This window comes from Haloarcula amylovorans, from assembly GCF_004681185.1.
In the GTDB taxonomy this organism is placed as follows: domain Archaea; phylum Halobacteriota; class Halobacteria; order Halobacteriales; family Haloarculaceae; genus Haloarcula; species Haloarcula amylovorans.
Window position 1 is genome coordinate 207,671 of record NZ_SRIF01000002.1, and the last position, 14,253, is coordinate 221,923.

The window sequence follows — 14,253 nt, forward strand, 5'->3', positions numbered from 1 at the left end:
TAGTATGGCAGAAATCAAAGGACAGGACGACGGCGTCCAGATAGACCTCATTAGTGGCGAACGGATGGACGGGATGGCCTCGATGGAGAAGATACGGATGATTCTCGACGGGGTGCGCGATGGCAATATCGTCATCCTCGAAGAGGGGCTCTCGCCGGACGAGGAGTCCCGACTCATCGAGGTGACGATGACCGAGATCAGCCCGGACGAGTTCAACGGCATCGAGATCGAGACCTACCCGAAATCCGAGACCGCCGATGCGAGCATCTTAGACCGCATCATGGGCAAAGAGTCGACGAAGAAACTGACCGTCATCGGGCCGGCCAATCAGATTCAGACGCTCCACAAGGACGAAACCCTCATCAGTGCGCTCGTCTCCCGGAAATAATGCCGCATCAGTGTACGAACTGTGGTCGCGTGTTCGACGACGGCTCGAAGGAGATGCTTTCGGGCTGTCCGAACTGCGGCGGCAACAAGTTCCAGTTCCGCCCCGACGGTGTCGACGCCGAGACGCCGCCCGACAGCGACGCGGAACCGCCGGAACCGCCGGAGCCACCGGGCGGCGACAGTACGGTCGCGCGCACGGTCGGCAAGACGGCTGCGACGGTTCGAGATTTCGTCGGTGGTCCGTCGGACGAAGACGAGCAGCCGACTATCGGTGCCGAAACCGAGGCGGACGCCGACGCAGCGGCGTCGACCGATACGACCGAGGCTGCTGACGGCTCCGCCGAAGGACCGGCGGCCGACGCGGCTGACGCAGAAGATGCCGCACAGGCGAGCGCCCGCGGCGACGTAGTCTCACCCGACGAGATCTCTGCGGCACAAGGCGACCCCGAGACGGAACACCGGTTCCAACCGGTGGAAACGGACGAGGACGAGTCCGCGGAACCCGACGACGCGGACCGGCCCGACCTACAGGAACTGCGCGAAGAACTCAACGACCAGTTCGAGTCCATCAAGGTACTCGAACCCGGCCAGTACGAGCTCAATCTGATGGAGCTGTACGACCGCGAGGAGTACATCGTCGCGCTACAGGAAGACGGTCGCTACTCGATTCAGGTGCCGGAGACGATTCGCGAGTCCTAGCGGTCTGCGCATCTCAGAAGAAATCCGCAGAGAATGGAGATGGCGGAAATGCCCGCCGTTGTCCGACGTTACTCTATCTTGTCGTACTGCTCTGAGAGCTTCTCGGCTGCTTCGGCCATCAGGTCCTGCTCGTAATCGTCGAGGTCCCACTCGACGATTTCCTCGACGCCGTTACTGCCGAGTCGGACGGGGACGCCGAAGGCGGTGTCCTCGTGGCCGAACTCGCCCTGTAGCTTGACCGACGCGGGCAGCACTGCGCCCGTGTCACGGACGATGGCCTCGACCATGTGGGCGACGCCGCGGGCCGGGCCCCACTCAGTCGCACCTTTGCGCTCGATGACGTCCATCGCGGACTCTTGGAGGTCGCCCAGAATCTCCTCGCGTTCGTCGTCGGTGAAGTCGGGGTCGGCTCCATCAACGCGGACCTTCGAGAAGACGGGGACCTGCGCGTCGCCGTGTTCGCCGAGGATGGTCGCTTCGACGTTCTGGACCGGCGACTCGAAGCGCTCGGAGAGGACATAGCGGAAGCGAGCGGAGTCGAGGCGGCCGCCGAAGCCAATGACCTGTTCGCGCGAGCGGTCGCCGGCCTCGTAGAGATGGCGGTTCAGCAGGTCGACGGGGTTCGACGTGGTCAGCGAGACGTAATCGTCGTTGTGTTCGTCCAACGAGGACTGGATGTCCTCCATGATGGGGGCGTTGTCGCCCGCGAGGTCGATGCGGGTCTGACCCGGCTGGCGCGGGATGCCGGCCGTGATGACGACGACGTCCGAGCCGGCGGTGTCCTCGTAGCCGCCCTGTCGGACCGTCGTGTTCGAGTCGTAGGCGATGCCGTGGTTGGTGTCGGCGGCCTGGCCGATGGTGTCCTCTTCCTTGTCCGGGATGTCGACGAAGACGACTTCGTCGGCGATATCGCGGAGCGCGATGTTGTACCCTGCCGCAGCGCCGACCGTTCCGGCCGCGCCGACTACGCTTACCTTTGTCATACCATTCGAAACGCCTGCCGCGCGAACGTTAAACGTGTCGAAACCCCCCTCATTCGGGCGAACGACGATGGACAACTGCCGCGGAAAGCGGGGCGTTGAAGCGTCCTCCTGCCGAACTGGCTCTCTCTTTCTGCAGTCTCCACCCGTAAAGGGTTTTCAGGGTCGCGGCGTTGCATCAGATATGAGCGACTTCGACAAAGAGGCCGAACGCGAGAAGTTACGCGAGAAGTTCGAGGCCGAAGAGGAGAAACGCGAGGCGACCGAACAGATGAGCGAACTGCTGTTGAAGGGCGCGACGATGACGAACGCCCACTGTTCGGACTGCGGTGACCCGGTCTTCCGCTACGACGGACAGGAGTTCTGCCCCACCTGTCAGAAGCCGATTTCGCGAGACCAACAGCAGGGAGAGACGGCGGACGGCGAAGACGCCGAGGACACGACGACCCCGGCGGACCCAGAAAGCGGTGAAACGCAGGCCGACGACGAGTCGGGCGACCACATCGAAGTCGCCAATCCGAGTGAAGACGCACGCGTCCAGTTCGGTGGGAGTGAGGGGGAGAGCGCGAGCGACGACGCGACCGCACCCCCCGCCGACGGCGAAACCGACGACCCACAGACGGCAGACGCGGACTCGGTGGCGACCGATTCGACGAGCGAGCGACCGGCGAACGACCGGCACGCCGAGAAACCAGCTGCTGGACGGTCAGCGCGTGACGAGCGGGCGGAGACGCCACAGCAGGTCCCATCAGCCGACCCGGACCGGACTCCAGTAGAAGACGAGGGTCGACAGCTATCGAGGAACGCAGAATCCGACCGTACCGATACAGACGCCCGACGAGAGGTGCCTCGGCGAGACACGGACCGCCAGAGCGCGCCCTCGACCGACCGGCCGACCCCCTCTGTTTCCACTCGAACGCCCGCGCGTTCCGAGGAGTCGAGCGGCGACGTAGCGGCCGACCTCGCCGCGGCAGAGGCACTGCTCGCACAGACGGCTCGACGGTTCGCAGAACGAGCCGCGGCCACCGAGAACCCGAGAGAAGCGCAAGACCACCTCGCTGCGGCCCGCGAGGCGGCAGCGGCGCTCGACGCGACGAGACGTTAAGTGTCGGCGCGGATACCTTCGGGCCCCTCGGCGACGTCGCTGTCACGCTGTGCGTCGAGGCGACGCAGTAACGAGTCGATCGTGGGAACGTCCTGCGGATTCGGTCCCCCGTGTCTGGAGACGATTTTCAGGCTGTCGTCTACGCACTCCAAGAGCGCGACGCCCGGGAGACTCGGAATCGTCCGCTGGAACGGCTCGAACGTCTCGAACTCGTCCGGTGCGGTCTCCCGTCGGTCGCCGGTGACCACGTCGGCGGCGGGGTCCGCGAGCATCGGAAATGGAAGCTCGTACCGTCGATGCCAGACCAGGGCGCGTTCGCGGATGTCCGGGAGGACCGGGACGACCGCGGTCCCCCGGGTAGCGAACTCGTCGTAGCGGCCCGCGAGTTCGCGGACGAGTTCCCGGCACAGCGGGCAGTAGTGGTTGCGGAGCAAGACGGCGAGGACGTACTCGTGTTCGGCGGCAAGCGTCGCCGAGTGGAGGGTCTCGCTGCCTGCACCGACGTTGGGCAGTTCGAAATCGAAATACCGATTGCCGTCTGTGTTTGGTTCCGTCACTGTTCTCTCCCCCGGGGACCACTCTGACATACAACTGCATGAAAGTTGCTATCCGTGGAAAGCTGGTGAAATCGATGCGAAAGCGGAACTCATGGCTCATATTCGCTACCGACCACGTCGCGGATGCGCTCTGCGGTCACGTCGCCAATACCGTCCACGTCGAGTAGGTCTTCGTGCGTGGCGGTCATCACCGCCTCGACGCTGCCGAAGTAGTCGAGGAGACTGCGGGCGGTGACCGGGCCGACTTCGGCGACGGCGGCGACGACGTACTCCTGTTGTTCCGGCAGGGTCTTCGATTGCTTCTCGCCGTGGACGCTCACCTCGCGGTCGCCGTCGTCCTGTTCGCGGCCGGCGATGACTTCGAGCAGGTCCGCAGTCTCGCCCTCGTCTGCGGTGTGCATCACGCTCGCGCCGAAGTCCACGGCCAGTGACGCCAGCGCACCGTTGATTGCCTTCTGGTGGACGTTCCGCGAGCCGTAGAGGTTCTCGCCCTCGATGACGACGACGGGGCGGGCGTAGTGGCGGGTGGCGTCGCCGACCTGTTCGAACATCGAGCGGTCGCCGCCGGTCAGGGTATCGAGGAAGTCCGCCACCGTCTTGCGTTCGACGACGACGCGGTCCGAGAGGACGTAGTCACCGACGGCGAGCGTCTCCAGTCGCGTCTCGACGCCCTCGCGCGTCGAGAGGTCGCGGGCGATGGTCGAGTCAAGTTCGCGCTGGTCGGCGACGATCTCGATAGCGTCGTCGCCGTCGGCAGCCGCGACGGTGCCGTCGAGGTCGTCTTCGTCGCTCGTCTCGGCGGCGGCCACGTCCTCGCCGGCGAAGGCGTCGAGGCCGGTCTGGCCGTCACCGTCGTCGTCGGTGGGGGGCGAAGGCGCGTCGTCGGTGGCCCTCTCCTTGTCGTCGGTCGCGCTCTTCTCGTCGCCGCTCCTCCCGCTATCGCGCTGCCCCCCCGTTTCGGCTGGAGCATCCGTTGACTCGGGGCTCCCGCTCGCCCTACCGCTTCCACTGGAACCGTCGGTCTCATCGGTTCCATCAGTCTCTCCGGTTCCGTCGGCGTCCTCGTACTCGTCTAGTCCGGTCTGGTCGAGCCGGGCTTCGAGTTCGCCAGCGGCGCTCTTCAGGTCGTTCAGCTCGTGTTTCATCCGCTTCTGGTCGTTTCTGGCCTTCCAGAAGTACGCCTCGTCGCGCGTGTCCTCGGCGAGCAAGACGACGACGCGGCCCTCGGCCTGTCGGCCGGTCCGTCCTTTCCGCTGGATAGCACGGATGGCGGTGGGGACGGGTTCGTAGAAAAGGACGAGGTCGACCTCGGGGACGTCCAGTCCCTCCTCGGCGACGGAGGTGGAGACGAGCACTTCGAACTCACCGCTGCGGAAGCGGTCGAGCGTCTCCTGTTGTTCGTTCTGGGTCATCCCCTCGCTACCGTCGGTGTCCGACTGGCCGACGAACTTCTCGGTCTGGAAGTGCTCCGAGAGGAAGTTCACGAGCGTCTCGGCGGTGTCGCGTGACTCGGTGAAGACGATGACTCGCTCGCCGTTCTCGATGCCGAGCGTCTCGGCGAGCAACATCCGGGTGCGGCGGAATTTCGGGTGGAGGTCGTCGTAGTCGCGGGCCTTCCGTATCGCTTCGCGTATCTTGGGTTCACTGACGAGGCGCTGGTCGGCCTTCGATGCGCCCGAGGAGCGGGCGGCCTCCTTCAGGCGCTCGAAGTACCGCCGCAGGGACTCGACGCTCTGGGTCTCGACGTAGGTGACCGCCGTGCGTAGTTTCCGAATCTCCGCGAGGAAGCTCATCCCTTGATACCCCTCGCTCTGGTCGTTGTCCATCAGTTTCCGGAGTTCGGCCTGCATCCCCTGAATCTCCCGCTCGGAGACGTCCGGCGAGGACTTGTTGGTGATGCCGAGTTCCTTCAGCTCCGCTAAGCGGTCGGCGACCACCTCGTTGATGGCGTCGCGGATCTCGATAACCACTTCGGGCAACTCGATACGTTTCCACTCGACGCTCGTGTCGTGGGTGTACTCGGCCACGTCGGCATCGTCTTCGGTCATCACCGCGACTTCCGAGAGGCCGAGGTTCTCACAGACGTCCAAGATGGCTTCCTCGTCGTCGCCGGGTGAGGCGCTCATGCCGGTGACGAGCGGGTTGCCGGCATCTGCGTGGTAGCGGTCGGCGATATAGTTGTAGGCGTAGTCGCCGGTCGCGCGATGACACTCGTCGAAGGTGCAGTGGGTGACCGGTCCGAGGTCGATGCGGTTGCCGACGAGGTCGTTCTCGACGACCTGCGGTGTGGCGATGACGACGCGGGCGTCGGTGAAGAGGTCGGCCCGGTCGTCGGGTCGCACCTCGCCGGTGAAGACGACGATCTCGTCGTCGGGAATCGTCAGCGCCTCACGGTAGAACTCGGCGTGTTGTTGGACGAGCGGCTTCGTCGGGGCCAGCAGGAGGGACTTGCCGCCGACGGTGGCGAGACGGCGGGCGGTCACCAGCAGGGAGACGGTCGTCTTCCCGAGGCCGGTCGGCAGACAGACGAGCGTATCGCCGTGTTCGGCCACGTCGGCGAGTTCGACCTGATACCGACGGTTCTCCAGTAGTTCGTCGGTGACCAGTGGGTGTTCGACGTACTCCCCACCGGCGTCTGCGTCGGCGTCGGCGGTCGCCATTGGGGTGGCGTTCGCCCCGATGCCGGTTAAGGATTCAGGTAGCGTGGTGAAAGTGAAATACCGGCGGATCGCTCGGGCTGGCCGGGGTAGCGTGACTGGCAAGTAACTCAGAAGCCACCGAGAAACGCCACGCCAGCCCACATCGTCGCGGCGGCGAGGACGGGAATCGAGAAGTTGTCGTCGACGACGTAGCCGGCGATGGTGGGCTTGACGCCGTCGGCGAACGTCGCGGCCAGCCCGCCCAGGACCGCCGCCGCGGGCGGGACGAACGGCGAGGCCAGCAGCGTACAGACGCCGAACATCGCCAGCAACACCCAGACTTGCTTGACGGTACTCGCGTCGTTAGAGCCGAGGAGGCCGCTGATGGGGTCGCCGATAGCTAACATCAACATCGCCGAGACGGCAACATCGACGGGCATTCCGAGGACGCCGACCGAACCCGCGACGAGCGCCATCCCGACGATGTACAGCGCGTACCCGGCCGGGTTGTCCTGCTCGTACGGTCGGGTCAAGCGGTCGTAGATGGCCCAGTCCAACCCGACGAACAGCCGAACGAACTCCAAGACGACGACGACGGCAACCGAGAGCGCGAGAAAGACCTGGACGACCCGCCAGCTAACGGTGTCGGGGGCGAGTACGTGTGCGAGCGGGACCGTCGCGCCAGTGACGTGAACGAGTCGTCGAGCGACCTCGTCGGCCATCTTACAGGGCGTCGAAAGTCGTCTCCCCGTCGGCGAGGCGGTCGAGCGTCTCGGCGAGTCCGTCGATGGAGACGCGCGTCTGCTCGGTGGAGTCGCGTTCGCGGAGGGTGACGGTGTCTTCTTCGAGGCTCTCGTAGTCCACGGTGACGCAGTAGGGCGTGCCGACCTCGTCCTGTCGGCGGTAACGTCGGCCGATCGCGCCCGAATCGTCGTAGGTGACAGAGTGGCCGGCCGCTCGCAGCGCGTCCGCGATGTCGTGGGCGTACTCGGCCATCCCGTCTTTGTCCATCAGGGGAAAGACGCCGACGGTGGTCGGAGCCTGTTCGGGCGGGAGGTCGAGATAGGTCCGCTCCTCGCCGTCGACCTCGTCCTCGGTGTAGGCGTGGGCCAGCACCGTATAGATGAGCCGACCGACGCCGAAGGAGGGCTCGACGATGTGCGGGCGGACGTGCTCGCCGTTCTCGGTGACTTCTTCGACGCTGAAGTTCGTCTGCTCGACTGGAACGGTGTACGACTGGCCATCGGCCTCGACGGTCACCTCGCTACCCTCGAACGAATCAGGGTCACGCTCGGCCAGCGCTTCGAGCGCGTCGGCCACCGCCTGGGCGTCGCCGCCGAACTCGGGACCGAGATAGCTCATCTCGGGGTCGACGGTGGGGCGGGAGACCGTGACGGGTTCGTCGTACTGTTTGAAGACGGTGAAGTCCTCGCCGGAGTGGTCGGCGTGTTTCCGCAGGTCGTAGTCGCCCCGGTAGGCGAAGCCGGTGACTTCGATCCAGTCGCCGTCGATCTCGGTCTCGGCGTCCCAGCAGTCGGAAGCGTAGTGAGCGAGTTCGCCGGGGAGGTGCTGGCGGAACCGGAAGCGGTCCATATCGACGCCGATGCGCTCGTACCAGTCCCGGGCGACGCCCAGATAGTAGGCCACCCAGTCGCTCGTGATGACGCCTTCGGCGACGGCGTCGCCAACGGTCATCTCCTCGACGCCGCCGTCGTCGGCCTGCTGGCTCTCGCCGGAGTAAAGCGGCAGAATCACGTCCTCGACGTCTTCGAGCGGCGGTTCGTCTTCCTCGGGGTCCACGAAGTGTTCGAGTTCGGCCTGCGTGAACTCGCGCACGCGCACGAGGGATTTCCGCGGCGAAATCTCGTTCCGGTAGGCCTTCCCGATCTGGGCGACGCCGAAGGGCAACTGGTTGCGGGCGTACTCCGAGAGCTGCGGGAACTCGACGAAGATGCCCTGTGCGGTCTCCGGTCGCAGGTAGCCCGGCGAAGAGCTGCCGGGGCCGATGTTCGTCTCGAACATCAGGTTGAAGTTGTCGACCGAGACGCCACCGAGGGACTCGCCACAGGAGGGGCACTCGATGTCGTGGTCGGCGATGATTTCCATGACCTCCTCGTTCGGGAGGGACTCGGCTTCCTCGATGTCGGTGTTGTCCTCGACGAGGTGGTCGGCGCGGTGAGTCGCGCCACAGCCGGGGCACTCGATAATCATGTCGTCGAAGCCCGCTAAGTGGCCCGATGCCTCGAAGACTGGCTCGGGCATCACGTCCGGCGCGGAGATCTCCTGATGGCCCTCACGGACGACGAAGCGGTCGCGCCACGCGTCCTCGATGTTGGACTTGAGCGCCGCGCCCTGCGGGCCGTAGGTCCAAAAGCCGGAGGCGCCGCCGTAAGCGCCCGCAGACGGGAAGTAAAAGCCGCGCCGCTTGGCCAGTTCGGTCAGCCGTTCGCCTTCACTCATAGCGCCTCCAGCAAGTCGATGTCGCGGACGATGCCGACAAGTTCGTTACCGGCCATCAGCGGAATCTGTTCGATGTCGTGTTCGATCATCTGTTGCGCGGCCTCCTTTGCGGTCCGGCGCTTGCTGACGGTGATCACGTCGGCGGTCATGAACTCCCGTACGGGTTCGCTTGGCAACTCGACGTTCCGTGTCGGCATGTAGCGGCCGCCGACGGCCTTGATGCCCTCCCACGCCCACTCGTCGTCCTCGTTGGCGATCGACTCGCCCGTGTCGTCTTCGCCTTCGACGACGCGAGCCACATCGATGATGTCGACTTCGGTGAGCATCCCGGTCATCTCCCCGTCGTCGTCTAAGACGATTCCGTAGGGGACTTCCGCATACGAGAGTTCTCGCTCTGCGACGGTTAGGGGCGTCTCGACGTAGATGCAGTTGATGTCGCTCCGGGCGAGTCCGCCGACTGTGGCGTCCCCGTCGGCATCCCCGTTAGCGATGGCGTGAACGACGTCGGTGATAGTGACGATTCCCTCTAACTTCCCGTCGACGACGGGCACTCGACGCGCCGCTTCGGTGACCATCAGTCGCGCGGCCTCCTCGATACTCGCATCGGCCGTAATCGTCGGCGTCTCCTCGACCAGGAGCGCGATCTGGTCCTCGTCGGGATTGTTGATGAGCATCTCACGAGAGACCAGTCCGCGGAACTCCTCGCCGTCGTCTGTCTCTTTGATGACGGGGACGGACGAGAACGCCCGCTCTTGGAGGTACTGAAGCGCGTCGTCACGGGTACCCGGAATCTCGACCGTGACGACTTCCGAGCGCGGCGTCATCGCGTCTGCAACGTTCATACTGGCGTACCTTCCTTCCCGCATCTACTAAGTCCTTAACATCCACTGGTCTCGTCCAGGTGTTCTCGGGCGTCGAAGCCGTCTCTCGCCGTCGATGTCGAGCGCCGGGATGCCAAACTGACTCGTGGAGACACAAGCGCCGGCGCGACGAGATGCGAAGAAACTACACTGGAAACTGGTATGTTCATATCGAGTATCCAAGAACCGGCTATGTACAGCATACTTCCGCCCGCAGAGTTTTCCTCCGTTACAAAACGAGCGACTTCGGGCCCATCCCTTCGCTCTTCGGATAGGAGATACAACGATCTTCTTACATTTCTATTGTTCAGAATTGTAGTACGTGCTCCCGCTTCGGACGGTGATTCCGCTACGTTTATATGTGGGTGTTACATATTATCATGCATGGAGCCGGACACGGTCGCCCCAGCGGAGGTCGCTGAAGACGCAGAAGTTATGGCTTCCGTCGAGGAAGGTCAGACTGAAACGCTCGTCATCGCAGACATCTCGCAGGACGACGCCTATATGACACTCCCGCTGTGCGACGCCGCGTCGCTCCCGGAGTGGCGGTAAGTCGCCTCATCCGGCGACATATTTTCCAGGATTGATCGCTGTAGCTACGGTGCTCTCGTTCCGTGTACGGACTCGGCACGAGACACAGCGGCGAGCTACTGGCCACTAAAACGGGTTGCCAACGACGGCAGAACGGCTGACGCCGAACGGCGTTCGAGGTCGGAGCTACGTGGCGTCCCCGTCGTCGCTATTCGCCAGCGCGTCGGCTCGTAGGACGACCGCCGTCTCGACGGTGACGGTCCCGTCCCTGGCGCTGATGTCTGACCCGGTGAGACGGTCGGTGCGTTCGACGTCGGCGGGCTGGGCCACCTCGACTGCGCCCTCGCCGAAGTGCAACAGGACGTGGACGCGTTCGCCGCCTGCCTCGCGCGCGTATCCGGTTACGCGATCGTGCTCGGGTGCGACCGACAGCGAGACGACGTCTGCGTCGGACTGGAGGGCGCGCTCGGCGTGGCGAGTCTCGGCGAGCGCGCGATAGAACGCTCGTAACTCCCCGTCGGCACCGTCCCAGTTCATCCGCTCGCGCATCTCGGTAAGACCGGTCTCCTGTCCATAGTAGAGCATGGGCGCGCCGGGCAGCGTGAACGTCGCCGCTCCGGCAGCCCGCTGTGCCGCCCGACTCGCACCCGCGAGGTAGCGGTCGGTATCGTGATTCTCGATGTAGTTGAGCATCGTGACGTGGTCGGGATAGCCGGCGTCCCGTCGCTCCGCGACGATTTCCTGGAGCGCGTCCGCGGGCTCCTCGCCGGTACCAATCGCGCCCAGCGTCGAAAAGAGGTTCTCCGCGTATTGCATGCCGAACTCGTTCTCGGCGAAGTCGACGTGGTCGTCCTGCCACGGGACGGTCTCGCCGAGGAGGAGGAACTCCGGGTGGTCGGCTTTGATGCGGGCACGGAACTCCTTCCAGAAGCTGTGGGGCATCCCCCACGCCACGTCACAGCGAAAGCCGTTGACGACGTTGGCCCACTCCTCGGCGACGGCGAACACCCACGACCGAACCGCGGGATTGTCGAAGTTGAGCGCGGGGATGCCCCGCCAGCCGAAGTAATAGAGCGCGGTCCCGCCCTCCCAGCGGTACCAGTCCCGGAACGGCGCGTCTTCCCCGCGCATGGCCGACTGGAAGTAGCGATGCTCGCGGGCGGTATGATTTGCGACGAGGTCGAAGATGACCTTGATATCCCGTTCGTGACACGCGTCGACGAACGACTCGAAGGCCTCGCGGGTGCCGAGGGCGTCAGCCGTTTCGAAGTAGTCGATGACGTCGTATCCGTGTGGCCCGCCCGGCTGGGTCTCGTCACGGTGGCTGTGAGCGTCTAGAATCGGCGTGAGCCACACCGCGTCGGCCCCCATCGAGTCGATGTACTCGACCTTCGATTCGAGGAACTGGAAGTCCACGTCCGCGCCGAACCGGCGGACGAAAATCTCGTAGACGACGGCGTCCTCGGCCCACGCGGGTGGTTCGCTCGGATGGCTGACCGTCCCGTCGGGAGCGACGTGGACCGTGTCGGCGACGCTCCGGCCTGTCTCACTGGTGGCGGCCGCGTGGACCCGGACGGTCTCCGACAGCGTCGAGAGTGGGAACCGCACTTCGTTTCCTTCGACGGATATACTGTCGTCGAGCGCCGCTTTGTCCCGGTCGTCGACGAGAAATTCGACCGCAAGGTCCGCAGCCGACTGCTCGCTCTCGGCGGGTGGGCGCGCGGCTGCACGTAGCACGACTTCGTCGTCGGTCGTCTCGCCGGAGAGGGTGAGCGTCGATCGCGATTCGCCACTGGTCGGGCGCGGAAACGCCCGAACCGTCAGCGGATGCGTCCCGTCGGGGGCAGAAAGTTCCAGCGTGTAGGTGCCCGGCACGTCGGGTTCAAACTCGACGGCCGCCCCGTCTTCGACAGACGCGTCGCTCTCGTTGGGCGCGTCGGTGACCGACCAGACGTACTCGCCGTCCCGTGTCGGGTTCCACGGCGCGAGGTTGCTCTCGACGCCGGTGAACTCGGGGGCACGAATCGTCTCGCCGACGCTCGTGAACACGGGCGGTCCCGGCGCGTGCGATCCGCGAACCGCTGACTGCGGAGCATCAGCGGGGGTGGGACCATCCGTCATCGGCGTCCCAGTCGCGGTGTCCGTCTCCGCTGATTGGTCGCCGTCCGTGGCTGTTTCCGTCTCGCCGCCGTCGCCGGGACACCCCGCCAGCGCCGCGAGTGCCGAGGACGCGAGGAGGTGGCGTCTGGTGAGGGCCATGTCGTCGTCTGTCATACCAGCGTGTTGGGAGATGGGTTGAATAAGTTTTGAGGTTTTTCAACGCACGTTTCAAACGCCGAAACCGGCCGATACTGTCGCGGATTCCCGTCGGTACGTCCCGAGAAAACAAGCGTTATGCCCCCCCGGTAAGTTCGATTCGATATGAAGGTACTCGTCACGGACCCCATCGCCGACGCCGGCCTCGACCGGCTGCGTGAGGCGGGCCACGAAGTGGAGACAGCCTACGACGTCGAGGGCGATGCGCTCCTCGACGCGGTGTCGGACGCGAACGCGCTCATCGTTCGCTCGGGCACCGAAGTCACCGACGAAGTGCTCTCGGCCGCCCCCGAGTTGGTCATCGTCGGTCGGGCCGGCATCGGCGTCGACAACATCGACATCGACGCCGCCACCGACCACGGCGTCATCGTCGCTAACGCCCCCGAAGGCAACGTTCGGGCCGCTGCCGAACACTCCGTCGCGATGGCCTTTGCCACCGCTCGCTCTATCCCACAGGCTCACGACCGCATGAAGACCGGCGAGTGGGCGAAAGGCGAGTTCCTCGGCACCGAGGTCAACAACAAGACGCTGGGCGTCGTCGGCTTCGGCCGCGTCGGCCAGGAAGTCGCCAAGCGACTTGGCAACCTGGGGATGGACATCGTCACGTTCGACCCCTACATCAGCGAGGACCGCGCGAACCAGTTTGGTGCGGAACTGGTCGACGAACTCGACGACTGTCTCGACGCCGCCGACTTCGTCACTATCCACACGCCGCTGACCCCCGAGACCGAGAACATGATCGGCGAGACGGAACTCGCCCAACTCGAAGGCGGCTACGTCGTCAACTGCGCCCGCGGCGGTATCATCGACGAGCCCGCCCTCGCCGAGGCCGTCGAGGACGGCGTCCTCAAGGGGGCGGCGCTCGACGTCTTCGGCGAGGAACCGCTCCCCGAGGACAGCCCCCTACTGGACGTCGAGGACGTCATCCTCACGCCACACCTCGGCGCGTCGACGGAAGCGGCACAAGAGAACGTCGCCACCTCCACGGCCGACCAGGTCGTCGCTGCGTTCAACCACCAACCGGTGGCGAACGCGCTCAACGCGCCGTCGCTCGACCGCGCGACCTTCGAACGCGTCGAACCCTACCTCGAACTGGCCAGCACGGCTGGTCGCATCGCAGTCCAGTTGTTCGGTAGCCACATGAGCTCCGTCGAAGTGACCTACGCCGGTGACATCGCCGACGAGGACGTCGAGTACGTCACGGCCAGCGCCCTCGAAGGTGTTTTCGCCCCGTCGGATATTCAGGTCAACGCCGTCAACGCTCCGCAGATCGCCAAACAGCGCGGCATCGACGTCACGGAGTCGAAGACGAGTTCTGCGGAAGACTACCAGAGTCTCATCACCGTCACCGTCTCCGACGGCGACGAGTCGGTGTCGGTCTGTGGGACCCAGTTCGGCGGCGAGGAGTCCCGCATCGTCCGCATCGACGACCATCGCATCGAGGCGGTGCCCCACGGTCACATGCTCGTCGTCCGCAACAAGGACGAGCCCGGCACCATCGGCTTTATCGGGACGGTCCTGGGCGACTCCGAGATAAACATCGCCGGGATGTTCAACGGCCGCGAGACCATCGGCGGGGAGGCCCTCTCGGTGTACAACCTCGACTCCCAACCGAGCGAGGAAATCATCGAGCAACTGCACGAAGACGACCGCATCATCGAGACGACCTACGTCGCACTCGGCGACGAGTAGGCGGCGAGCGCACGCGGTTTTTCTCGC

The 14,253-nt window shown here is 65.0% G+C and carries 12 protein-coding genes; 5 read left to right on the top strand and 7 right to left on the bottom strand.

Annotated elements, in window-relative coordinates:
* Positions 1 to 4 precede the first annotated feature (4 nt).
* On the top strand, positions 5 to 388 hold the full coding sequence (locus E4S61_RS08415; protein WP_135303492.1) for a DUF2073 domain-containing protein: 384 nt from the start codon (positions 5 to 7) through the stop codon (positions 386 to 388).
* Positions 388 to 1,086 (top strand): OapC/ArvC family zinc-ribbon domain-containing protein, encoded by a 699-nt coding sequence (locus E4S61_RS08420; protein WP_135303493.1) that lies wholly within the window; start codon positions 388 to 390, stop codon positions 1,084 to 1,086. Before E4S61_RS08415 ends, E4S61_RS08420 begins: the two co-directional genes overlap by 1 nt.
* A 68-nt stretch (positions 1,087 to 1,154) precedes the next feature.
* Here the strand turns inward: E4S61_RS08420 and mdh are convergent, their stop codons facing one another.
* Complete coding sequence (mdh, locus tag E4S61_RS08425; RefSeq protein WP_135303494.1) at positions 1,155 to 2,069, bottom strand: malate dehydrogenase; 915 nt, start codon at positions 2,067 to 2,069, stop codon at positions 1,155 to 1,157.
* A 181-nt stretch (positions 2,070 to 2,250) separates the two neighbouring features.
* Between mdh and E4S61_RS08430 the strand changes: the two genes are divergently transcribed.
* On the top strand, positions 2,251 to 3,171 hold the full coding sequence (locus E4S61_RS08430) for an Sjogren's syndrome/scleroderma autoantigen 1 family protein (RefSeq protein ID WP_135303495.1): 921 nt from the start codon (positions 2,251 to 2,253) through the stop codon (positions 3,169 to 3,171).
* On the opposite strand, the gene E4S61_RS08435 is transcribed toward E4S61_RS08430, so the two are convergent.
* From E4S61_RS08435 to E4S61_RS08455, 5 genes are all read right to left on the bottom strand, one after another.
* Positions 3,168 to 3,728 (bottom strand): redoxin domain-containing protein, encoded by a 561-nt coding sequence (locus E4S61_RS08435; RefSeq protein ID WP_167768452.1) that lies wholly within the window; start codon positions 3,726 to 3,728, stop codon positions 3,168 to 3,170. The two genes, E4S61_RS08430 and E4S61_RS08435, sit on opposite strands and share 4 nt — an antisense overlap.
* An 89-nt stretch (positions 3,729 to 3,817) precedes the next feature.
* On the bottom strand, positions 3,818 to 6,388 hold the full coding sequence (locus tag E4S61_RS08440) for an ERCC4 domain-containing protein (RefSeq protein WP_135303497.1): 2,571 nt from the start codon (positions 6,386 to 6,388) through the stop codon (positions 3,818 to 3,820).
* 107 nt (positions 6,389 to 6,495) lie between these two features.
* Positions 6,496 to 7,089 carry a diacylglycerol/polyprenol kinase family protein gene (locus E4S61_RS08445; RefSeq protein WP_135303498.1) on the bottom strand — a complete coding sequence of 198 codons (594 nt, stop codon included), beginning with the start codon at positions 7,087 to 7,089 and terminating at the stop codon, positions 6,496 to 6,498.
* Position 7,090: 1 nt separating this feature from the next.
* On the bottom strand, positions 7,091 to 8,827 hold the full coding sequence (glyS, locus tag E4S61_RS08450; protein WP_135303499.1) for a glycine--tRNA ligase: 1,737 nt from the start codon (positions 8,825 to 8,827) through the stop codon (positions 7,091 to 7,093).
* The gene (locus E4S61_RS08455) at positions 8,824 to 9,669 is read right to left on the bottom strand and encodes a CBS domain-containing protein (protein WP_135303500.1); all 846 of its coding nucleotides are present in this window, start codon (positions 9,667 to 9,669) and stop codon (positions 8,824 to 8,826) included. The genes glyS and E4S61_RS08455 overlap by 4 nt, the downstream gene beginning before the upstream one ends.
* A 402-nt stretch (positions 9,670 to 10,071) precedes the next feature.
* On the opposite strand from E4S61_RS08455, the gene E4S61_RS25340 reads away from it, so the two are divergent.
* Positions 10,072 to 10,239 (top strand): DUF7556 family protein, encoded by a 168-nt coding sequence (locus tag E4S61_RS25340; RefSeq protein WP_167768453.1) that lies wholly within the window; start codon positions 10,072 to 10,074, stop codon positions 10,237 to 10,239.
* A gap of 165 nt (positions 10,240 to 10,404) precedes the next feature.
* Here E4S61_RS25340 and E4S61_RS08460 read toward each other — a convergent pair whose 3' ends face one another.
* Positions 10,405 to 12,492 (bottom strand): alpha-amylase family glycosyl hydrolase, encoded by a 2,088-nt coding sequence (locus E4S61_RS08460; protein WP_135303501.1) that lies wholly within the window; start codon positions 12,490 to 12,492, stop codon positions 10,405 to 10,407.
* Between the two features lie 147 nt (positions 12,493 to 12,639).
* Here E4S61_RS08460 and serA point away from each other — a divergent pair, with 147 nt between their 5' ends.
* A complete protein-coding gene (gene serA / locus E4S61_RS08465; protein ID WP_135303502.1) occupies positions 12,640 to 14,226 on the top strand; it encodes a phosphoglycerate dehydrogenase in 1,587 nt (528 codons plus the stop codon).
* Positions 14,227 to 14,253 lie beyond the last annotated feature (27 nt).